Below are 15,568 nucleotides of genomic sequence, written 5' to 3' on the forward strand. Positions count from 1 at the left end.
GTGTCCGCACACCCTCGACCGAACTTCCGTCAAGCCACTGAGATCCGACGAATCATCGAGGTTTGAGCAAATGGGATTCACGACGACAGTCACAGAGGACGACCCAGCACCGACCACCGGCTTCTCCCCGGACTTCCCCTTCGTCTACCAGGAATGGCTGGACCACCAGGCCGGGCTCGGTTCCGTGCCGGCGCACCGCCTCGGCACCGAGGTCGCCGTCATCGGTGGCGGGATCTCGGGAATGGTCACCGCCTACGAACTCATGAAACTCGGCCTGCGACCGGTGGTGTACGAGATCGAGCAACTCGGCGGGCGAATGCGCACCGTCGGTTTCGAGGGGCACCCGGAACCGCGGGCCGAGCTGGGATCGATGCGGTTCTCGCCGTCGGCCACGCTCTTCCACTACGTGAACAAGCTGGGTCTGAAAGCCGCGGCGTTCCCCAACCCGCTGGCGGAGGCGACTCCCAGCACCGTCGTCAACCTGCGGGGCGAGACCCACTGGGCGCGCGGTCCCGAGGACCTGCCCCTGACGTTCCAGCAGGTCTCCGACGCGTGGTCGAAGGCGTTGCACGAGAAGGCCGACCTGCCGGTCATGATGGGCGCGATGGAGCGCCGCGACATCCCCGTCATCAAGGCGTTGTGGAACCGCACGGTCCGCGAGCTGGAGAACCAGTCGTTCTACGGCTTCCTGGCCTCCACGACGGCGTTCTCCTCCTTCGAGCACCGGGAGATCTTCGGCCAGGTGGGCTTCGGGTGCGGTGGGTGGGACACCGACTTCACCAACTCCGTGCTCGACGTCCTGCGGGTCGTCTACACCGAGGTCGGCGACAAGCAGTACCGCATCATCGGCGGCAGCCAGCAGATCCCGACCGGGCTGTGGCACCACGAACCGGACGACCTCGTGCACTGGCCCGCCGGCACGTCGCTCGCGCGCCTGCACGACGGGCGGCCGCTGCCGGGGGTGAGCAGGATCGACCGCAGCGGCGACGGCTACCTGGTCGAGGACGTGTCCGGCGGTGTCCGCGAGTACCCGGCGGCCGTCTTCACGGCGCAGAGCTGGAACCTGTTGTCCCGCATCCGCTGCGATCCCGACCTGCTGCCGTCGGACCTGTGGACCGCCGTGGAGCGGACGCACTACATGGGCTCGTCGAAGCTCTTCGTGCTGACCGACCGCCCGTTCTGGCGCGACCGCGACGAGAGGACCGGCCGCGAGCTCATGGGCATGACGCTGACCGACCGGTTGCCGCGCGGCGTCTACCTGTTCGACGACGGGCCCGGCGAGCCCGGCGTGATGTGCCTGTCGTACACGTGGAACGACGACTCGCTGAAGGTCGCGACCCTCACCGCGGAGGAGAGGCTGGAGGTGGTCCTCGCGTCACTGGCCCAGATCTACCCGGACGTCGACATCCGCTCGCACATCATCGCGCCGCCGGTCTCCGTCACCTGGGAGACCGAGCCGAACTTCATGGGCGCGTTCAAGTCGAGCCTCCCGGGGCAGTACCGGTACCAGCGCGCGTTGTTCACCAACTTCATGCAGGACGGGCTCGACGAGAAGCACAGGGGCTTCCTCATGGCGGGTGACGACATCTCGTGGCTGGGCGGTTTCGCGGAGAACGCCGTGGAGACGGCGCTGAACGCGGTCTGGGGCGTGGTGCACCACCTCGGCGGCTCCACCCACCCCGACAACCCCGGCCCCGGCGACCTCTTCGACGAACTGGCGCCGGTCGTCATCTGAGAGGCGTCCCAGGTCGTGGCCGCGGACCCGGCCAGGACCTGGGACAGGCTCAGTACAGCTCCGGCCGCCGGTCGGTCAGGTACGGCGTCTCGGCGCGGACCTTCGGAATCAGCGACAGGTCGAGATCGGTGACCAGGAGTCCGTCCGAGGCCCCGGCGTCGATCCCGGTCACCCGGCCGTCCGGTCCCACCACCCTGGTGAGACCGCAGTACTCGAGATCGCGTTCCCGGCCGGTCCAGTTGGTGTAGGCGAGGAAGAGCTGGCTCTCAAAGGCGCGGGCCGGCACCAGCGTCTCGGCGACGAAGTGCCACGGCGACATCAGCGCGGTCGGCACCACCAGGAGTTCGGTGCCGCGCAGGGCGTGCGCGCGAACCAGTTCTGGGAACTCCACGTCGTAGCAGACGATCAACCCGACCGTCAGTCCGTCCACATCGGCCTGGACGACACCGGTCTCCCCGGCGCTGAAGCTCATCCGGTCGATGGCGCCGAACAGGTGCGTCTTGCGGTAGGAGGCGAGGCCCGTCCCGTCGGCGCCGACCACCCGCACCGAGTTGTAGACGCGCTCCCCCGCCAGTTCGGGCCAGCCGTGCACGATGGCGATGCCGGACTCGGCGGCGATGCGCGAGACCTCCTCGCACATCGGCCCGCTCTCCGGCTCGGCGAGCCGGCGCAGCCCCCGGCTGCCGATGTTGTACCCCGTCAGCGACATCTCCGGCGTGACCAGCAGCCGCGCGCCGGCCGCCGCGGCCTCTGCGGCGCGCACGCGCAGACGAGCGAGAGCGCCCGTCACGTCGGACGGGCGCGTCAAGGTCTGCCAACACGCAATTCTCATCGCGGGATTTCCTCCAGGACCGCACTCGGGATCGAAACTCAGGCGACGTACGTCTCCCTGGCGCCCCTGCGCGGACGCGGCGGGCGGATCGTCGTCAGGAAGGGACCGAGGACGAACCAGGCCACGCCAGTACCCGTCATGACCGGCAGCGCGACCTTCCACAGCACCTCGGTCTGCGCGGGCGTGCTGACGAAGAAGACCAAGCCGCCCATGATGACGGCCGAGATCAGCCACGCGATCGCGAACCTGCCGAACTGCTTCCACTCGTACCGCACCTTGGCGCGCCCGTACTTCGGCGGGCGGACGGGCGGCGGACCACCCGCGAAGCGGTGCTGGAAGCGCTGGTCGGCCCACCGCATCATGCTGTGCCCGAACCCGAGGGTGAGACCGAGGTAGATGGCCGCCGCCGCGTGCGGCCACGTCGCCTCACCACCGGTGCGCAGGTCGAACACCGTGACGACGAGCAGCACGACGTCCACGAGGGGCGTGCACAGGAGCAGGACACCGCCCACTTTGGGACTCCGCAGCGGATAGCGTGCGACGAGCCCGGCGAGCAGGAAGAACCAGAACCCGATCTCGCAGCCGATGATCAGGGCGAGAATGAGGTTCTCGCGGAGTTGGTCGAAGATCTCCGTCATGCCGGGAGCGTGACATCGCGATCTATTGTTCCTCTATCGCTCGTCGCCGCACCACCGCGGCGGCTCACTCGACCACCACCACGGCCTTGCCGCAGATCAGGTTCGCCTCCATGTCGCGGTGGGCCCGCGCGATGTCGGCGATGCGGTAGACGCGCCCGACGGGCACGTCGAGACGCCCCGCCTCGACCTCGTCGATCATCCTCTGCAGCACCTGCGGACCGGGCTTGCGGTCCCCGTGGCAGAGGACGAGGCGACCATCTCGCGACACCGCTGGACCTGCGTGCGACGAACCCGTTTCATCGCCGAGCGAGCCGGTGAGACACACCGTTCCCGTTTCGCTGGTTGCGCGCAGGGTGTCGGCCAGCGTGGACCAGCCCACCAGCTCGACCGCGCCGTCCACCCCGTCCGGGAACAGAGCGCGCACCTGCGGCTCCACGAAGCCGTCGTCGATCACCACGTGGTCCACGCCGTGCAGGCGCAGCAGATCGACTTTCTCGGGATCACGCGTGGTGGCGAGCACGGTCGCACCGAGGTTCTTCGCGAGCAGGATCGCGGCCAGTCCCACCGAAGACGTGCCGCCACGCACGAGCACGGTCTGCCCACGCCGCAGATCGACAGCGACGACAAGTGATTCGTAGGCGGTCTGGAACATCGTGGGCATGGCACCGAGCACGGCCCAGTTGAGCTTCGACCTGAACGGGCAGATGCCTGCCATCGGAACGCACGCGTACTCCGCGTAGCCGCCGTCGAGCTGCCGTCCCATGCCCGTGAGCACGGCCGCGACCTGCTGCCCCCGCGCGAACCGGCCGGAGCGGTCGAGGTCGACCTCCCCCACCGCCTCCGCGCCCAGGACGCGCGGCAGGCTCACCGCGTGTCCGGGAAACCCGCGCCGGGACAACAGATCCGACCGGTTCAGCCCGAACGCGCGAACGCGGACCCGCACCCACCCGGCCGGCGGATCGGGCACGGGGAGGTCGCGCACCACCAGGTTCTCCGGCGGTCCCGGAGCCTCGAGCACGGCGGCCCGCATCGTCCCGATCACCAACAAGCTCCACTCCAGACGAGGACTGGCCAGGTATGACGTTCCAGTCCGGCAACGGCTTCGGCCGGCGCCGGAGGACCCCCGCGAGGGAGTCCGCTGCGGTGATCGACTCCCTCGCGCACCGACAGGGCCACCTCTAGTCGTAGCCGCGGACGTGCCCGTCCTCGTCGGCGAGAATGTCATACCTGTCCATACGAACCTCCTGTCAACGACATCCACAACGGACAACCGGGGGACGGCGCAGCCCGCCGGGGACGAGGCAGGTCCAGGACCGCGACGCTCCCCCGGCGAGTTCATCGCGCAAGTCCACCCTCCCCCGCCATCGCCGCGCTATCGAACGGCCATCGGCGTCGACGAGCCGGACGTCGGTCACTCACGGCGACTGCGCGCACGAGCACGTGCCGTTCGGTGGCGTCACCGCCGTTGTCCACAATGGACGCGCTGCCGCGGGGTACCGCCACCTCGCCCAGCGACAGGCCCTGCGGGAAGAGGACTTCGGTCCCGGCCCACAGCCGTCTTCCCGCCCTGCTCCGAACGGACGCGACCCAGCATCGTCGACGCGTGGAACCAGTCGTGATCATCCAGGACGGCGCCAGACGCGACGAGAACGCGCTGACGTGGGCCGCCGCCCACGCCCAGCTAATGCGCACGGGCCTGGAGGTCCACCGCCCGCAGGACGACTTCCGCGCGCGGCTCGTGGTCGTCGGCTTCCGGGGTCGCGGAGCGCTCGCGATGCCGGCCCCCGCGCGCTGCGACACGGTGGTGGTGCGGGGCACGACCGCGGCCGTCGACTCCCGGCACCGGCACGTGACCGCACTGGTGAGCGGTGGACCCGGTGATGGCCGCGTGCTGCGGCACGCCGCCGACTACGCGCGGTTACGCGGTGCCAAGCTCCGCGTGCTGCACGCGGTCGCACCGTCCCCGGCCCGTCACGGCGCCGACACCGACCACGGTCACGTGCTCGCGCGCGCCACCGCGGCACTCGGTGGCTTCGCCCACCGCGCGGTGCTCGTGCACGCACAGCCGCACGAGGCGATCACCCGGTGCACCGACACCGACCTGATCATCGTCGGTGCCGGGAACGCGCACGAGTGCGGCACCGTTACGAGAGCCGCGCTCCACCACGCGCCGTGCCCCGTTCTCGTTGTGCGCCAACCCGTTCTCGAGACCTTCGACGGTCGGTTCGCCGTTCCGGAACGTCACCGCGCGCTGGGCGCGAGGCCGATCGTCACGTCGACCGCCTGAGGCGTTCCACAGCACACACCGGTCTCGGGCGGCACGAGCTCCACGCGCCGGACCTCCGGCAGCCACGACAGGTCCGGCCGGAACCCGGTCAGCACCACGACCCCGTCCACGCCCTCGACGCGGTGGCCGTCGAACGCCGGTGTCAGGCGTCCCGCAGGACCCGCCCCATCACGCCACGCCGCTGCTCACGACGTCGACACCCTCGTGCCGCAGCGCGTACCTCAGCGCGTCGGCGAGCGAGGCCTTGGTCATGATGTCGCCGAACTCGATGCCCAGCGCCACGATGGTCTGCGCGATCTGCGGCCGGATGCCCGAGACGATGCACTCGGCGCCCATCAACCGGGCCGCGACGACCGTCTTCAGCAGGTGCTGCGCGACCTGCGTGTCGACGGCGAACACACCGGTGATGTCGATGATCGCGTGCTCGGACCCGGTCTTTACCAGCATCTCGAGCAGCTTCTCCATCACGACCTGGGTGCGCGCGGAGTCCAGCGTGCCGACCAGCGGCACCGCGAGCACGCCCTCCCAGATCTTCACCACAGGGGTCGTGAGCTCCAGCAGCTGCTCGGACTGCTCCCGGATGATCTCCTCCCGCGCTCGGGAGAAGGCTTCGAACGTCCAGAGCCCCAGCGCGTCCAGCAGGCCGGAGAAGGCGAGCACCTGCCGGAACAGGTCCGCGTCGTCGTCGTTCTCGACCAGGGCGAAGACCTCGCGCTTGAGCGAGAAGATGCTCGACGCGGTCTCCGACGGCGTGAACCCGCCCCGCACCCTCGCGCGGGAGTACTCCTCGAGGAAGGTCCGGACCCCGCCGAACTCCGGTCCCGAGACGTCCTGGCCGTCCCGGCCGGCCACCGGCAGCAGGAGGTCGAAGAGCTCGCGGAAGTCGCTTTCGAGCTCCGTCCTCGTCGCACGCCCGCGCAGCAGGGCCGCCACGGCGTCCACCCACTGCCCGATCAGGCCTTCCGCGTTGGTCCGCAGCAGCGCCGCCACGCGGTCGACCTGCCCTGCATGTGCAGTCACACGAGCCTCCAAGGGCTTCTACCTCCACAGCCGCGTCGGGACGACGCGCACAACCGGTGAGGTCCGGGCGTGCCGGCATGAAGTGCGTTCGATCGCCGGATGTGGTCAGTCGCGGTCCTGCGGCCGGGGCGAGGCCGGTGCGGCCGAGTCGAGGTCCGCCCTGCGGAGGCGGAACACCTGGAGCTCGATGCCGTAGTACTTCGTGGTCTCGCCCACCCAGTGCATCCCGTTGTTGCGCACGGTGGCCGCCGCGCGGGTGTTGCCCGGCCGGACGACGGCGAACACCTCGTGCACGTCCTGGCTGAACGCATGGGCGGCCAGCGCGTGCGTGGTCTCGGTGGCGTAGCCGTGGCCCCAGGTGTCGGGACGCAGCTGCCAGCCGATCTCCAGGTCCTCCTCGCCCGGCGGCAGCGGGAGCAGGACGGCGCCGCCGATCACCAGGCCGTCGCTGTCGCGCTGGACCGCCCACCGGCCCGCCGGCGCGGACAGCCGCCCGCTCTCCGCGGCCCACTGCTGCAACAGCAGCCGCATGGCCGCCTTGTCGGGGACCCGGTCCATCTCGGGACTGAGCCACCGCGTCACTTCGGTGTGCCCGTAGACCTCCAGTGCCGCGGGTGCGTCTTCGAGCCGCCACGGGCGCAGGGTGAGCCGCTCGGTGGTGAGCACGGTGGTGGCCGTCATGAGCAGATGCATCCCCGCTGCAGCGCGGAGGCCGCGGTGGCGGTGCAGTACCGCACGCCCAGGGGGTCGTGCTCCCGCCACGGGTGGGGGCAGACAGCGCACACGCGCCCGGCTTCGGTCTCGGTGGTCAGCGGCTCGGACGTGGTCATGCGGGAACTCCGATGAACGGTGCAGCAGGAGAAGAACGCCGGTGACGGAGGCGCGGAGACCAGGACCGCGGAACGGAACCGAGGTCGGCCGGGCGCTCCCACCTCCAGCCGGACGGCCGGGTCTCGTGATGCGCCCAAGGCGGCACCAGCTCGACCGCTGCTGCACGACATGCCCTCGGTGGTGGCGAGTCTACGCGACCTACGGGAACGACGCGTCAGCGGTCGCCACGCGTCGAACGCGAGTCTTGTTGGGACGAACGCGTGAGCGTCCCGGCGGACACGTGAACGCACCGCCGACGCGGTGCGAGGTCGGTGGACGAGCTCCAGGACGTGACCGGGAGCGCGTGATGCGCTCGACCGCTCGCACACCGGAAGCCCCGACAGCCCGGGCACCACACGTCCAGGTCCGGGGCGCACCGGGATCCACCAGGTATGTTCAGGAACAACGGCGCCGCGTTCCGCCGAACACGATCTCACCCGATCCGGGTTGTCCGCGCACGGACCGGGGTACCTGGCGAAGAACGGCACACGAGCCCGCGCACGGGAGGACCGCTCCGCACGCCCCCGGCCGGTGCCGACGCGTTCAGTTCAGCCGGCCACCCGCGCCGGACCGCACGCCCTCCTGAGCAAGAGCCACGGGAGCACATGATCCTCCACCGTCCGGAGTAGACAATGTCATCATCGCCCGACGTCCTGACCTCCCAGGCCGACCGCCCGCGGGGCAGCGACTTCGCCCGCCTCACCAAGGAGCTCAAGGAAGCCGGGCTGCTCGACCGGCGACGCGGCTACTACCTGCTGCGAATGGCGGTGAACGCCCTGCTGCTCGGCGCGATCGCCACCGCGTTCGTGCTGCTGGGCGACTCGTGGTGGCAGGTGCTGACGGCGGTCGCCCTGGCCGTGGCGTCCACGCAGCTGGCGTTCATCGGGCACGACGCCGGGCACCGGCAGATCTTCCGCAGCCACCGCCACAACGACGTGGTCGGGCACCTGCACGGCAGCCTCACCGGCATCAGCTACCAGTGGTGGGTCGCCAAGCACAACCGCCACCACGCCAACCCCAACCACGAGGACCACGACCCCGACATCGAGATCCACGCCCTCGCCTTCAGCCGCGCCCAGGCGAGGGGCAAGCGCGGCCTGAACGCCTGGATCACGAAGCGCCAGGCGTTCCTGTTCTTCCCGCTGCTGCTCGCCGAAGCGGCCGTGCTGAGGATCTCCGGCATCATCGCGTTGTGCCGCAGGGAACTGCGCAACCCGTGGCGTGAGGCGGCACTGCAGATCGTCCCGCTCGCCGTCTACCTCACCGCCGCGTTCGTCGTGCTGTCACCCGTGAAGGCGGTCGTCTTCATCGCGGTGCACCAGGGCCTGATGGGTGTGTACCTCGGGTGCTCGTTCGCGCCCAACCACAAGGGAATGCCGATCATCACCGGCGAACAACGCCTCGACCACCTGCACAAACAGGTGCTGACCTCCCGCAACGTCACCGGCGGCCGGTGGGTCGACGCGCTGCTCGGCGGGCTCAACCACCAGATCGAGCACCACCTCTACCCGCACATGCCCCGCCCCAACCTGCGCCACGCGCAACCGGTCGTCGAGAACTTCTGCGAACGGCACGGGATCCCGTACAGCAAGACCACGCTGCGCCGCTCCTACGCCGAGGTCCTGCGGCACCTGCACGACGCCGGCGCACCCCTGCGGACCACGGCCTGATCGCCGCGACCCCCGCACGGCGGGCCGAGGGTGTAGCGTGGGGTGCGAAGGTGGCCGCGTTCCGCGCCCTCGACGCTCCAGTCGGAGATGTCGACCTTCCTCTGCCATTCAACGGAAAGAACCAAGTGACCCTGTTTACGGCGAACGACCTGTTCAGCCATCCCGAAACGCACCAGCCGCAGGCGGAGTCCGGCCCGGCCGGCTCCGACCGGCCGTCCTGGACGAACCTCTTCCAGGAACCGGTGCCCGCACCACGAGTCCCGTCGGAGCACTGACGCACGGGCCCGCCGCACGAGCCGGCGGGCAACGGACCGGCGCGGCATGGAGTAGTGTCGGCACCGTTGGGGTTCCAGTTGCCGGCATCCAGCCGCCGCGGACCCCGATCCAATCCGGTTCGGCGCTCTCGCCTCCGACCGGGGATTGGAGCACCGGCTTGCCGCCGGATCGCCCGTTCTCCCCCTCGCACTCCCCACTCCTGCGCACCACGCGACTCCAGCAGGTGCGCGCATGACGCGAACCAGCCAGATCGGACGCCCGAACGGCGCCGCGGCCGACTTCCAGGAGGCGCGTCTCGCCGCCGAGGAAGCGGGGGCCGTCCAGCAACGTCAAGCGGCACAACGGGTCGCGGAGCACTCCCACGACGCGCAGGACTGCCGCGACCTGCTCGCGATGCTGGGTCTGGCCGACCTGCAACCGCGTGACGCACATCCGGTGCTCGATGCAAATCCGGTGCGCGACGAACCGGCCAACGTGACTTTCCCGGAGGCGCTCGGCGTGTACCGGACGACCGAAGGAGTGGCTCGATGACCCAGGGAACCGTCAAGTGGTTCAACGGCACCAAGGGATTCGGCTTCATCGCCCCTGAAGGCGGCGGACCGGACGTCTTCGTGCACCACTCCGAGGTCCGCGAGTACGCCTACCAGGGCATCCCGGACAACCAGGCGGTGGAGTTCGACATCCAGCAGGGAGACCGCGGGCCGCAGGCCACTTCGGTCCGGCTCCTCTGACGGGACAAGGATTTCAGGAAGCGGGTCACCAGCCGGTGGCCCGCTTTCCGCGTGCCGGACGACCCGCCGCACTCAGCCCTTCCCGATGCGCAGCAAGGCGTAGATCGTGGTGCCGCCCGGACTCGTGTGCACCCGGACGAGATCGGCGAACCGGTGGACCAGGAGCAGTCCCCGTCCACCCGGCAGTTCGGCGGACCTGGGGATGCGTCCGGCGAGCGGGTCCGCCAGGTGCCCGGTGTCGCTGACCGCGCAGGCGACGTGGTCGTCCTGACGCCAGATCCTCAGTCCGCACCGGCCTTCCGGTGTGTGCACGAGGCTGTTCGTGACCAGCTCGGTGGCGATGTACTCGAGGTCCGCCACCCGATCCGCGTCGAGCCCGTGCCGCAGGCCCTCGCTCGTCGCCCATCGACGTGCGGCGGGCAGTTGTGCCGGCTCCGTGACCGTGAACTCCTCGGCGCCGACCGGGTCCGGCAAAGGCCTGTTGTGCCGGTCCAGGACCGCGTCGGGCGCGTACAGGTCACTCCGATGCCGTCCGGTGGCCTCCCAGACCTCCGGGTGGGTCGCGCGCGCGTCGGCGACGACCTGCGAGCTCACGCCCGTGATGTCGTAAGGGCACAGGATCGTGATGTCACGTCCGGCGAACGCCTGGTTGATCAACGCTTCGTGTTGTGCGCACGCCGGGTATTCGACGTCTGTCCGGCCCGGCCAGACCGGCTCTCCGACGATGCGCACGCGCCGGCCCGGATGGGCGTCGGCGAACCCGCGCAGCACCGAGGCGATGATGCGTCCGGGGTTGCGGCCCACCTCGGTCATGTCGAGCCACGTCACCTCGCCGCCGGTGGTCGCGCCCAGAGCCCGGCGCAGCAGGTGCAGGCGGTCGTGCGGCACCGCGACGGCGACGGGCCCGCCGCCGGCGATACCGTCGGTGATGAACGGCACGAGCGTCGCGCGGTATTCGTCGTCCGAGGCGTAGAACAGGGCTGGGTGCACGAACGGGGCCGCACTCGGGGCTGTCCCGGTGTCAGTCTCGGTGGTGGTCACAACGCCACCCCCTTCGGCTGAGGATGTGCCGAACTTCCGGCGCACGCCGCGGACGTTACCCCCTTCTCCTGCCCGCGAGGGCGACGGGCCGGTCCGGACGACGCGCGGCACGCGCCGGCGGTGACGCACCCGGCAGTACTGTCGCCACCATGACTGACGCACAAGGCGGCCCCGCCCTCGGCCCCACGTTGTCCGAGTGGATCAGCGCTCGCGACGAGACCGAACGGCACCTGGCGCAGGCCGCCGGGTCGCCGGTCGACGCCGAGTGGGTGCAGCGGCTCTCGGACCTGCTCGCCACCGAGAGGTCGTGGCAGGACCAGTACACCGATCTCCTCGCACTGGGCAGCGCCGGCGGCCAGTTCCCGTCCTCGAACCGCTGAACCGGCGACCGTTCGTCCATTCGTGTCGTGCGGACGCTCCGGAACGAAACCGCGCTGGTCTCGACGCGTCTGCGGTCCCTCTGCGCCGAACAGCGGCACTTGCCCCGGATGTGATTCGTGATGGACGGGTGCACCGGACGTCGCACGAGCAATCCGGTTCAGCCAGCAGCCGGTGGGACTTCCCACCGTGGCTCCTGTCCTGGACTCCTCGTCGGTCGGCGAGGAGATGGCCCGTGTCGACGTCGAAGCAGGGAGCGCCTTTCCGACGCGCTGAACGGGGAGAGCGACCTGCGCGTGGCCGTGCACCAGGCCTGCGAACAGGTCGTGCGCGCGGCGCCCGGCTTGGACGAGGCCACCGTGACCCTGCTCGACGACGGGGCGCGGCCGTTCACCGCGGCGAGCACCAGCGATCTGGTGGCGGAACTCGACGGTCTCCAGTACCGCGGCGGCGCGGGCCCGTGCCTGGACGCCGCCACCACGCGCAAGCTGGTCAGGGCCACGATCGACGAGGCGCAGCACCGCTGGCCGGCCTTCGGCGCGGCGTCCCGCACCGCCGGCGTGGTGAGCTTCCTGTCCGCGCCGCTCACCGTCGACAGTCAGCACTCCGGCGCCATCAACGGTTGTTCCCAGCGAGGACACGGCTTCCTGGAGCTGGACGCGTCGTTGCTCGCGCTCTACACGAGAGCGGTGGAAACGGCGCTTCGCAGTCACAGCAAGTACTTGGAGGCGACCGAACTGGCCGGCCAGCTGCTGGTCGCGCAGTCGCAGCGCGAGAACGTCAAGCCGCGCAAGCTGGCCGAGCGGTTCGTCACCGACGTCGTGACCCGGTCCGCCGAGCACGAACAGCGCGTGTGACCGGTCGCGTCGCGCGCCCTCAGCGCCGCGACGGGGCGAGGGTCCTCCTCCGCCTGCACCACCACCGACTCCAGGACCGGTCCGCCGAACGTCGTCACCGGCGCGACGTCAGCGGCGTCGCGGCTCCGCGAAGTCCATCGGCGCGCCACGTCCTGCGCCCTGTCGGGCCCGTCACCCAAGCGCTGTGGTGCACTGTGGACGGACCGGCAGGCAGCAGGACGCGAGATCTCCCGTTGCCGTACACACGTCCGTGGGCCAGAGCGGCCACGTCAGCTTCGCCGTGCCGCCGTGGTGGCGCGGGTTCCCAGCACCCGCTCGCGGGCCTGGAGAGTTGTCGTCATCCGGTTACCGGCACCACACCCCGCGCCGCACGGGTTTTGACCGATTCACCCGAGGTACCTCACTGGGTGTGACGCCAGTGGAACGAGGCCCTGCCGCGGCTGATGCCGGTACCGGTGACGGGTGGAGCACCCTCGAGCTCGTGAAGGGCATTCCCGACACCGCCAAGGTGCGCAGATGGGCTCGTGCCGTGCTGTGCGACCTGGTCGAGGACGACCTGGTCGACGTGCTGCTCGTCGTCTCGGAACTCGCGTCCAACGTGTTCGACCACGCCCGGTTCCCCGCGCGTCTCAAGCTGCGCAGGTCGGCTGAGCGCTGCGTCGTCGACATCGTCGCCGAGGATTCCTCACCCCTGCCACCCCGGTTGCGACCGGCCACGCCCGACTCACCGCGCAGCCGCGGACTCGTGATCGTCGAGCAGCTGTCCGAGAGGTGGGGTGTGGTCCAGCGACTGGCGGGCAAGTCCGTGTGGGCTGTCATGCCGTGCGCGCCGGTGTCCTGACCGGCCTCAGTCACCGCGTTGCTCTCGAGGCGTCGTCGCTGACGCGGCCAGCAGGGGCACGAGCAGCCGCCACAGGTTCTGGTCGCAACCGAAGCCGTGCGCCGGCAGCACCACTGGCCCGGTCCCGTGGCCGTGGGCTTGTTCGCACCCGCGGCACGGACCGTCCGACTGTCCCTTGCGGACCGTCGAGCCACCTCGGACCGTCATGCCCACTTCGACCGTGCCCGGCATCGGGCTCGGTGCGATCCTGATGGGGTGGCCGAGCCGGAACACACCTCAGACGGGCACTTCGTCATCATCAACGGGCGGCGGTGGCGGGCCACCGATCCGGAGATACCGCCCGAGCAGGCGGCACGGCTGCGCGCCCTGCTGATGGCGGCACGCCGCGACGTCGGCGCCGCCCTCCGCGCCCAGGACGCCGAGGCGGAACGGGACGCCCGCGGACGGGTCCACCTCGCGAAGACCGCCCTCGGCGAGCGCGGCGACCCGTGGTGGGAACAGACGACGAGCCAACGGCGCCAACGGTGGCAGAACGGTCTGGACGCGCTCGAACACCGCGACACGAGACGTGGTTGATCGACCAGGCGACGGGGTAACCGGGTCGAGCAGGACAATCGACCTTCAGGAGGCTGACGTGATCGGGTTCATCGTCGCCGGACTGATCATCGGCGCGCTCGCCCGACTGATCAAGCCCGGCAAGCAGAACCTCGGCATCGTGGCGACGCTGCTGCTGGGGCTGGTCGGCTCCGTCATCGGCGGCACGATCGCGAACCTGCTCGGCACCGGAGACATCTTCGAGCTCAACGTGCTGGGCTTCATCATCGCCGTGATCGCCTCCGTGCTGCTCATCGGCGTCGCGGAGGCCGTGGCCGGCCGCAACCGCACGGGCGTGCGGTAACACCTCGACCCCCGAACGGCCCTGGGCACCGCATCGGTGCCCAGGGCCGTTCGCTGTGCGCGTCACCTGGATCCGGGAAGTGGTCGGCGCGGCGGAGGAAAGCGCTGTCCCAGCGGTGGACATCACACCTAGTACGGTGTGGCCCGACGACCGGGATGCGCGAGCTCGTCGGCGCGGCCGAGCAGGAAGGACCTCCATGGAGATCTCACTCGACGCCGCTGACGTCCTCCCCCGGGACGCGGCGGACGCCGCGCTCGTCGCGAGGGTCTACGACCCGTCCGCGGGCGGCCCTTCGGTCGTCACGATCCGCGGCGAGCAGGTCGTCGACCTGTCGCCGGCGGCCGCGACCGTGTCCTCGTTGCTCGAACGCCCCGACGCGCTGGAGATCGTCAGGCACCACCCCGGCGGCACGTCGTGGCCGCTCGCGGACGTCCTGGCCGCCACGACGAACCCGGCCGGTGCCGTTCCCCGGTTCCTCGCACCGGTCGACCTGCAGGTGCTCAAGGCCGCCGGCGTGACCTTCGTCCGCAGCATGCTCGAGCGGGTCATCGAGGAGCGCGCCGACGGGGATCCGAAGCGGGCCGAGGAGGTCCGCGGGAAGCTGGGCGCGATCGTCCAGGGGCACATCTCCGACCTGAGGCCGGGTTCCGCCGAAGCCGCGGAGGTGAAGAGGGTCCTCCAGGCCGAGGGCCTGTGGTCGCAGTACCTCGAGGTCGGCATCGGCCCGGACCCCGAGATCTTCACCAAGGCCCCGGTGCTCTCCGCGGTGGGGCTGGGAGCCGACATCGGTGTTCTCGCCCGCTCGGCCTGGAACAACCCCGAGCCCGAGCTCGTCCTGGTGGTGGACTCGCGCGGGAACCCGGTCGGCGCGACGCTCGGCAACGACGTCAACCTGCGCGACTTCGAGGGCCGCAGCGCGCTCCTGCTCACCGAGGCGAAGGACAACAACGCCTCCTGCGCCATCGGGCCGTTCCTCCGGCTGTTCGACGACGGCTTCACCCCGGCGGACGCCAAGGCCACCGAGATCGCCCTCGACATCACCGGCCCCGACGGCTTCGAGCTGCACGGCGTGAACCCGGTCTCCGAGATCAGCCGGGAACTCGAGGACCTCGTGTCCCACGCCTTCGGCGCGCACCACCGCTATCCCGACGGCTTCGCGCTGTTCACCGGCACGATGTTCGCCCCGACCGAGGACCGGGACCGGCCAGGTGTTGGGTTCACCCACAAGGTCGGGGACGTCGTCCGCATCTCCTCGCCCCGGCTGGGCGCGCTGACGAACGTCGTGAACACCGCCGAGGACGCGCCGGACTGGACGTTCGGCATCACCGCGCTGATGGAGAACCTCGCCGCTCGCGGTCTGCTGGGCCCGCGTTCGTGATGTGATCGCCGTCCCGCACAATTCCGGCGGGCCGGAAACCCGCCGGAACCGCTCCAGCAGGGACGCCCTTTCACCTACCGAACAAACGCGGAAGAGTTGCGACTCACCCGTTGTCC

The 15,568-nt window shown here is 70.4% G+C and carries 20 protein-coding genes; 12 read left to right on the forward strand and 8 right to left on the reverse strand.

Translation table 11 applies throughout. From position 1 onward, the window contains the following. Nucleotides 1-70: 70 nt before the first annotated feature. A complete protein-coding gene (locus BMY74_RS33900; RefSeq protein WP_089922669.1) occupies nucleotides 71-1,735 on the forward strand; it encodes a flavin monoamine oxidase family protein in 1,665 nt (554 codons plus the stop codon). Nucleotides 1,736-1,784: 49 nt separating this feature from the next. On the opposite strand, the gene BMY74_RS33905 is transcribed toward BMY74_RS33900, so the two are convergent. From BMY74_RS33905 to BMY74_RS33915, 3 genes are all read right to left on the reverse strand, one after another. Next, nucleotides 1,785-2,567 (reverse strand): carbon-nitrogen hydrolase family protein, encoded by a 783-nt coding sequence (locus BMY74_RS33905; protein WP_089922671.1) that lies wholly within the window; start codon nucleotides 2,565-2,567, stop codon nucleotides 1,785-1,787. A 38-nt stretch (nucleotides 2,568-2,605) separates the two neighbouring features. Beyond that, nucleotides 2,606-3,205 (reverse strand): hypothetical protein, encoded by a 600-nt coding sequence (locus BMY74_RS33910; RefSeq protein ID WP_089922673.1) that lies wholly within the window; start codon nucleotides 3,203-3,205, stop codon nucleotides 2,606-2,608. 64 nt (nucleotides 3,206-3,269) lie between these two features. Continuing rightward, on the reverse strand, nucleotides 3,270-4,247 hold the full coding sequence (locus BMY74_RS33915) for a zinc-binding dehydrogenase (RefSeq protein ID WP_089922675.1): 978 nt from the start codon (nucleotides 4,245-4,247) through the stop codon (nucleotides 3,270-3,272). Nucleotides 4,248-4,808: 561 nt separating this feature from the next. On the opposite strand from BMY74_RS33915, the gene BMY74_RS33920 reads away from it, so the two are divergent. Then, nucleotides 4,809-5,492, forward strand: a complete 684-nt coding sequence (locus BMY74_RS33920; RefSeq protein WP_177230053.1) for a universal stress protein — start codon at nucleotides 4,809-4,811, stop codon at nucleotides 5,490-5,492. Here the strand turns inward: BMY74_RS33920 and BMY74_RS45385 are convergent. The 4 genes from BMY74_RS45385 to BMY74_RS45390 all read right to left on the reverse strand — a co-directional run bounded on the left by BMY74_RS45385 (nucleotide 5,447) and on the right by BMY74_RS45390 (nucleotide 7,342). Continuing rightward, nucleotides 5,447-5,602, reverse strand: coding sequence for a hypothetical protein (locus BMY74_RS45385; protein WP_177230054.1), 156 nt, complete (start codon nucleotides 5,600-5,602; stop codon nucleotides 5,447-5,449). The two genes, BMY74_RS33920 and BMY74_RS45385, sit on opposite strands and share 46 nt — an antisense overlap. Nucleotides 5,603-5,660: 58 nt before the next feature. Continuing rightward, nucleotides 5,661-6,512: an STAS domain-containing protein gene (locus BMY74_RS33925; RefSeq protein ID WP_089922679.1), complete on the reverse strand. Its 852-nt coding sequence runs from the start codon at nucleotides 6,510-6,512 to the stop codon at nucleotides 5,661-5,663. Between the two features lie 105 nt (nucleotides 6,513-6,617). Beyond that, the gene (locus BMY74_RS33930; RefSeq protein ID WP_089922681.1) at nucleotides 6,618-7,193 is read right to left on the reverse strand and encodes a GNAT family N-acetyltransferase; all 576 of its coding nucleotides are present in this window, start codon (nucleotides 7,191-7,193) and stop codon (nucleotides 6,618-6,620) included. Further along, on the reverse strand, nucleotides 7,190-7,342 hold the full coding sequence (locus tag BMY74_RS45390; protein ID WP_177230056.1) for an RGCVC family protein: 153 nt from the start codon (nucleotides 7,340-7,342) through the stop codon (nucleotides 7,190-7,192). Before BMY74_RS45390 ends, BMY74_RS33930 begins: the two co-directional genes overlap by 4 nt. 672 nt (nucleotides 7,343-8,014) lie before the next feature. On the opposite strand from BMY74_RS45390, the gene BMY74_RS33935 reads away from it, so the two are divergent. The 4 genes from BMY74_RS33935 to BMY74_RS33945 all read left to right on the forward strand — a co-directional run bounded on the left by BMY74_RS33935 (nucleotide 8,015) and on the right by BMY74_RS33945 (nucleotide 10,059). After that, on the forward strand, nucleotides 8,015-9,052 hold the full coding sequence (locus tag BMY74_RS33935; RefSeq protein WP_089922683.1) for a fatty acid desaturase family protein: 1,038 nt from the start codon (nucleotides 8,015-8,017) through the stop codon (nucleotides 9,050-9,052). Between the two features lie 125 nt (nucleotides 9,053-9,177). Then, entirely contained in the window at nucleotides 9,178-9,327 is a 150-nt protein-coding gene (locus BMY74_RS45395; protein ID WP_177230057.1) for a hypothetical protein, read from the forward strand. A gap of 232 nt (nucleotides 9,328-9,559) precedes the next feature. Next, nucleotides 9,560-9,859, forward strand: a complete 300-nt coding sequence (locus tag BMY74_RS33940; protein WP_089922685.1) for a hypothetical protein — start codon at nucleotides 9,560-9,562, stop codon at nucleotides 9,857-9,859. Continuing rightward, nucleotides 9,856-10,059, forward strand: a complete 204-nt coding sequence (locus BMY74_RS33945) for a cold-shock protein (protein WP_089922690.1) — start codon at nucleotides 9,856-9,858, stop codon at nucleotides 10,057-10,059. The genes BMY74_RS33940 and BMY74_RS33945 overlap by 4 nt, the downstream gene beginning before the upstream one ends. 72 nt (nucleotides 10,060-10,131) lie before the next feature. Here the strand turns inward: BMY74_RS33945 and BMY74_RS33950 are convergent, their stop codons facing one another. After that, complete coding sequence (locus BMY74_RS33950; RefSeq protein ID WP_089922693.1) at nucleotides 10,132-11,100, reverse strand: sensor histidine kinase; 969 nt, start codon at nucleotides 11,098-11,100, stop codon at nucleotides 10,132-10,134. Nucleotides 11,101-11,249: 149 nt separating this feature from the next. On the opposite strand from BMY74_RS33950, the gene BMY74_RS33955 reads away from it, so the two are divergent. From BMY74_RS33955 to BMY74_RS33985, 6 genes are all read left to right on the forward strand, one after another. Then, the gene (locus tag BMY74_RS33955; RefSeq protein ID WP_143091799.1) at nucleotides 11,250-11,480 is read left to right on the forward strand and encodes a hypothetical protein; all 231 of its coding nucleotides are present in this window, start codon (nucleotides 11,250-11,252) and stop codon (nucleotides 11,478-11,480) included. Between the two features lie 294 nt (nucleotides 11,481-11,774). Next, nucleotides 11,775-12,335, forward strand: a complete 561-nt coding sequence (locus BMY74_RS33960) for a GAF domain-containing protein (protein ID WP_245786499.1) — start codon at nucleotides 11,775-11,777, stop codon at nucleotides 12,333-12,335. Nucleotides 12,336-12,816: 481 nt separating this feature from the next. Further along, nucleotides 12,817-13,176: an ATP-binding protein gene (locus tag BMY74_RS33965; RefSeq protein WP_089922701.1), complete on the forward strand. Its 360-nt coding sequence runs from the start codon at nucleotides 12,817-12,819 to the stop codon at nucleotides 13,174-13,176. Nucleotides 13,177-13,431: 255 nt separating this feature from the next. Then, nucleotides 13,432-13,752, forward strand: coding sequence for a hypothetical protein (locus BMY74_RS33975; protein WP_089922706.1), 321 nt, complete (start codon nucleotides 13,432-13,434; stop codon nucleotides 13,750-13,752). A 58-nt stretch (nucleotides 13,753-13,810) separates the two neighbouring features. Beyond that, nucleotides 13,811-14,074: a GlsB/YeaQ/YmgE family stress response membrane protein gene (locus BMY74_RS33980; protein ID WP_089922708.1), complete on the forward strand. Its 264-nt coding sequence runs from the start codon at nucleotides 13,811-13,813 to the stop codon at nucleotides 14,072-14,074. A 196-nt stretch (nucleotides 14,075-14,270) separates the two neighbouring features. Then, nucleotides 14,271-15,452 carry a fumarylacetoacetate hydrolase family protein gene (locus BMY74_RS33985; RefSeq protein WP_089922711.1) on the forward strand — a complete coding sequence of 394 codons (1,182 nt, stop codon included), beginning with the start codon at nucleotides 14,271-14,273 and terminating at the stop codon, nucleotides 15,450-15,452. Nucleotides 15,453-15,568: the final 116 nt, after the last annotated feature.

Origin of the sequence: Lentzea albida (assembly GCF_900111005.1) — a bacterium.
GTDB classification, from domain to species: Bacteria; Actinomycetota; Actinomycetes; order Mycobacteriales; family Pseudonocardiaceae; genus Lentzea; species Lentzea albida.

Bases quoted from the DNA above. Each gene is read 5' to 3' on its own strand.
- BMY74_RS33900 (WP_089922669.1), top strand. From the start codon at position 71: ATGGGATTCACGACGACAGTCACAGAGGACGACCCAGCACCGACCACC.
- BMY74_RS33905 (WP_089922671.1), bottom strand. From the start codon at position 2,567: ATGAGAATTGCGTGTTGGCAGACCTTGACGCGCCCGTCCGACGTGACG.
- BMY74_RS33910 (WP_089922673.1), bottom strand. From the start codon at position 3,205: ATGACGGAGATCTTCGACCAACTCCGCGAGAACCTCATTCTCGCCCTG.
- BMY74_RS33930 (WP_089922681.1), bottom strand. From the start codon at position 7,193: ATGACGGCCACCACCGTGCTCACCACCGAGCGGCTCACCCTGCGCCCG.
- BMY74_RS45390 (WP_177230056.1), bottom strand. From the start codon at position 7,342: ATGACCACGTCCGAGCCGCTGACCACCGAGACCGAAGCCGGGCGCGTG.
- BMY74_RS33935 (WP_089922683.1), top strand. From the start codon at position 8,015: ATGTCATCATCGCCCGACGTCCTGACCTCCCAGGCCGACCGCCCGCGG.
- BMY74_RS33940 (WP_089922685.1), top strand. From the start codon at position 9,560: ATGACGCGAACCAGCCAGATCGGACGCCCGAACGGCGCCGCGGCCGAC.
- BMY74_RS33945 (WP_089922690.1), top strand. From the start codon at position 9,856: ATGACCCAGGGAACCGTCAAGTGGTTCAACGGCACCAAGGGATTCGGC.
- BMY74_RS33955 (WP_143091799.1), top strand. From the start codon at position 11,250: ATGACTGACGCACAAGGCGGCCCCGCCCTCGGCCCCACGTTGTCCGAG.
- BMY74_RS33985 (WP_089922711.1), top strand. From the start codon at position 14,271: ATGGAGATCTCACTCGACGCCGCTGACGTCCTCCCCCGGGACGCGGCG.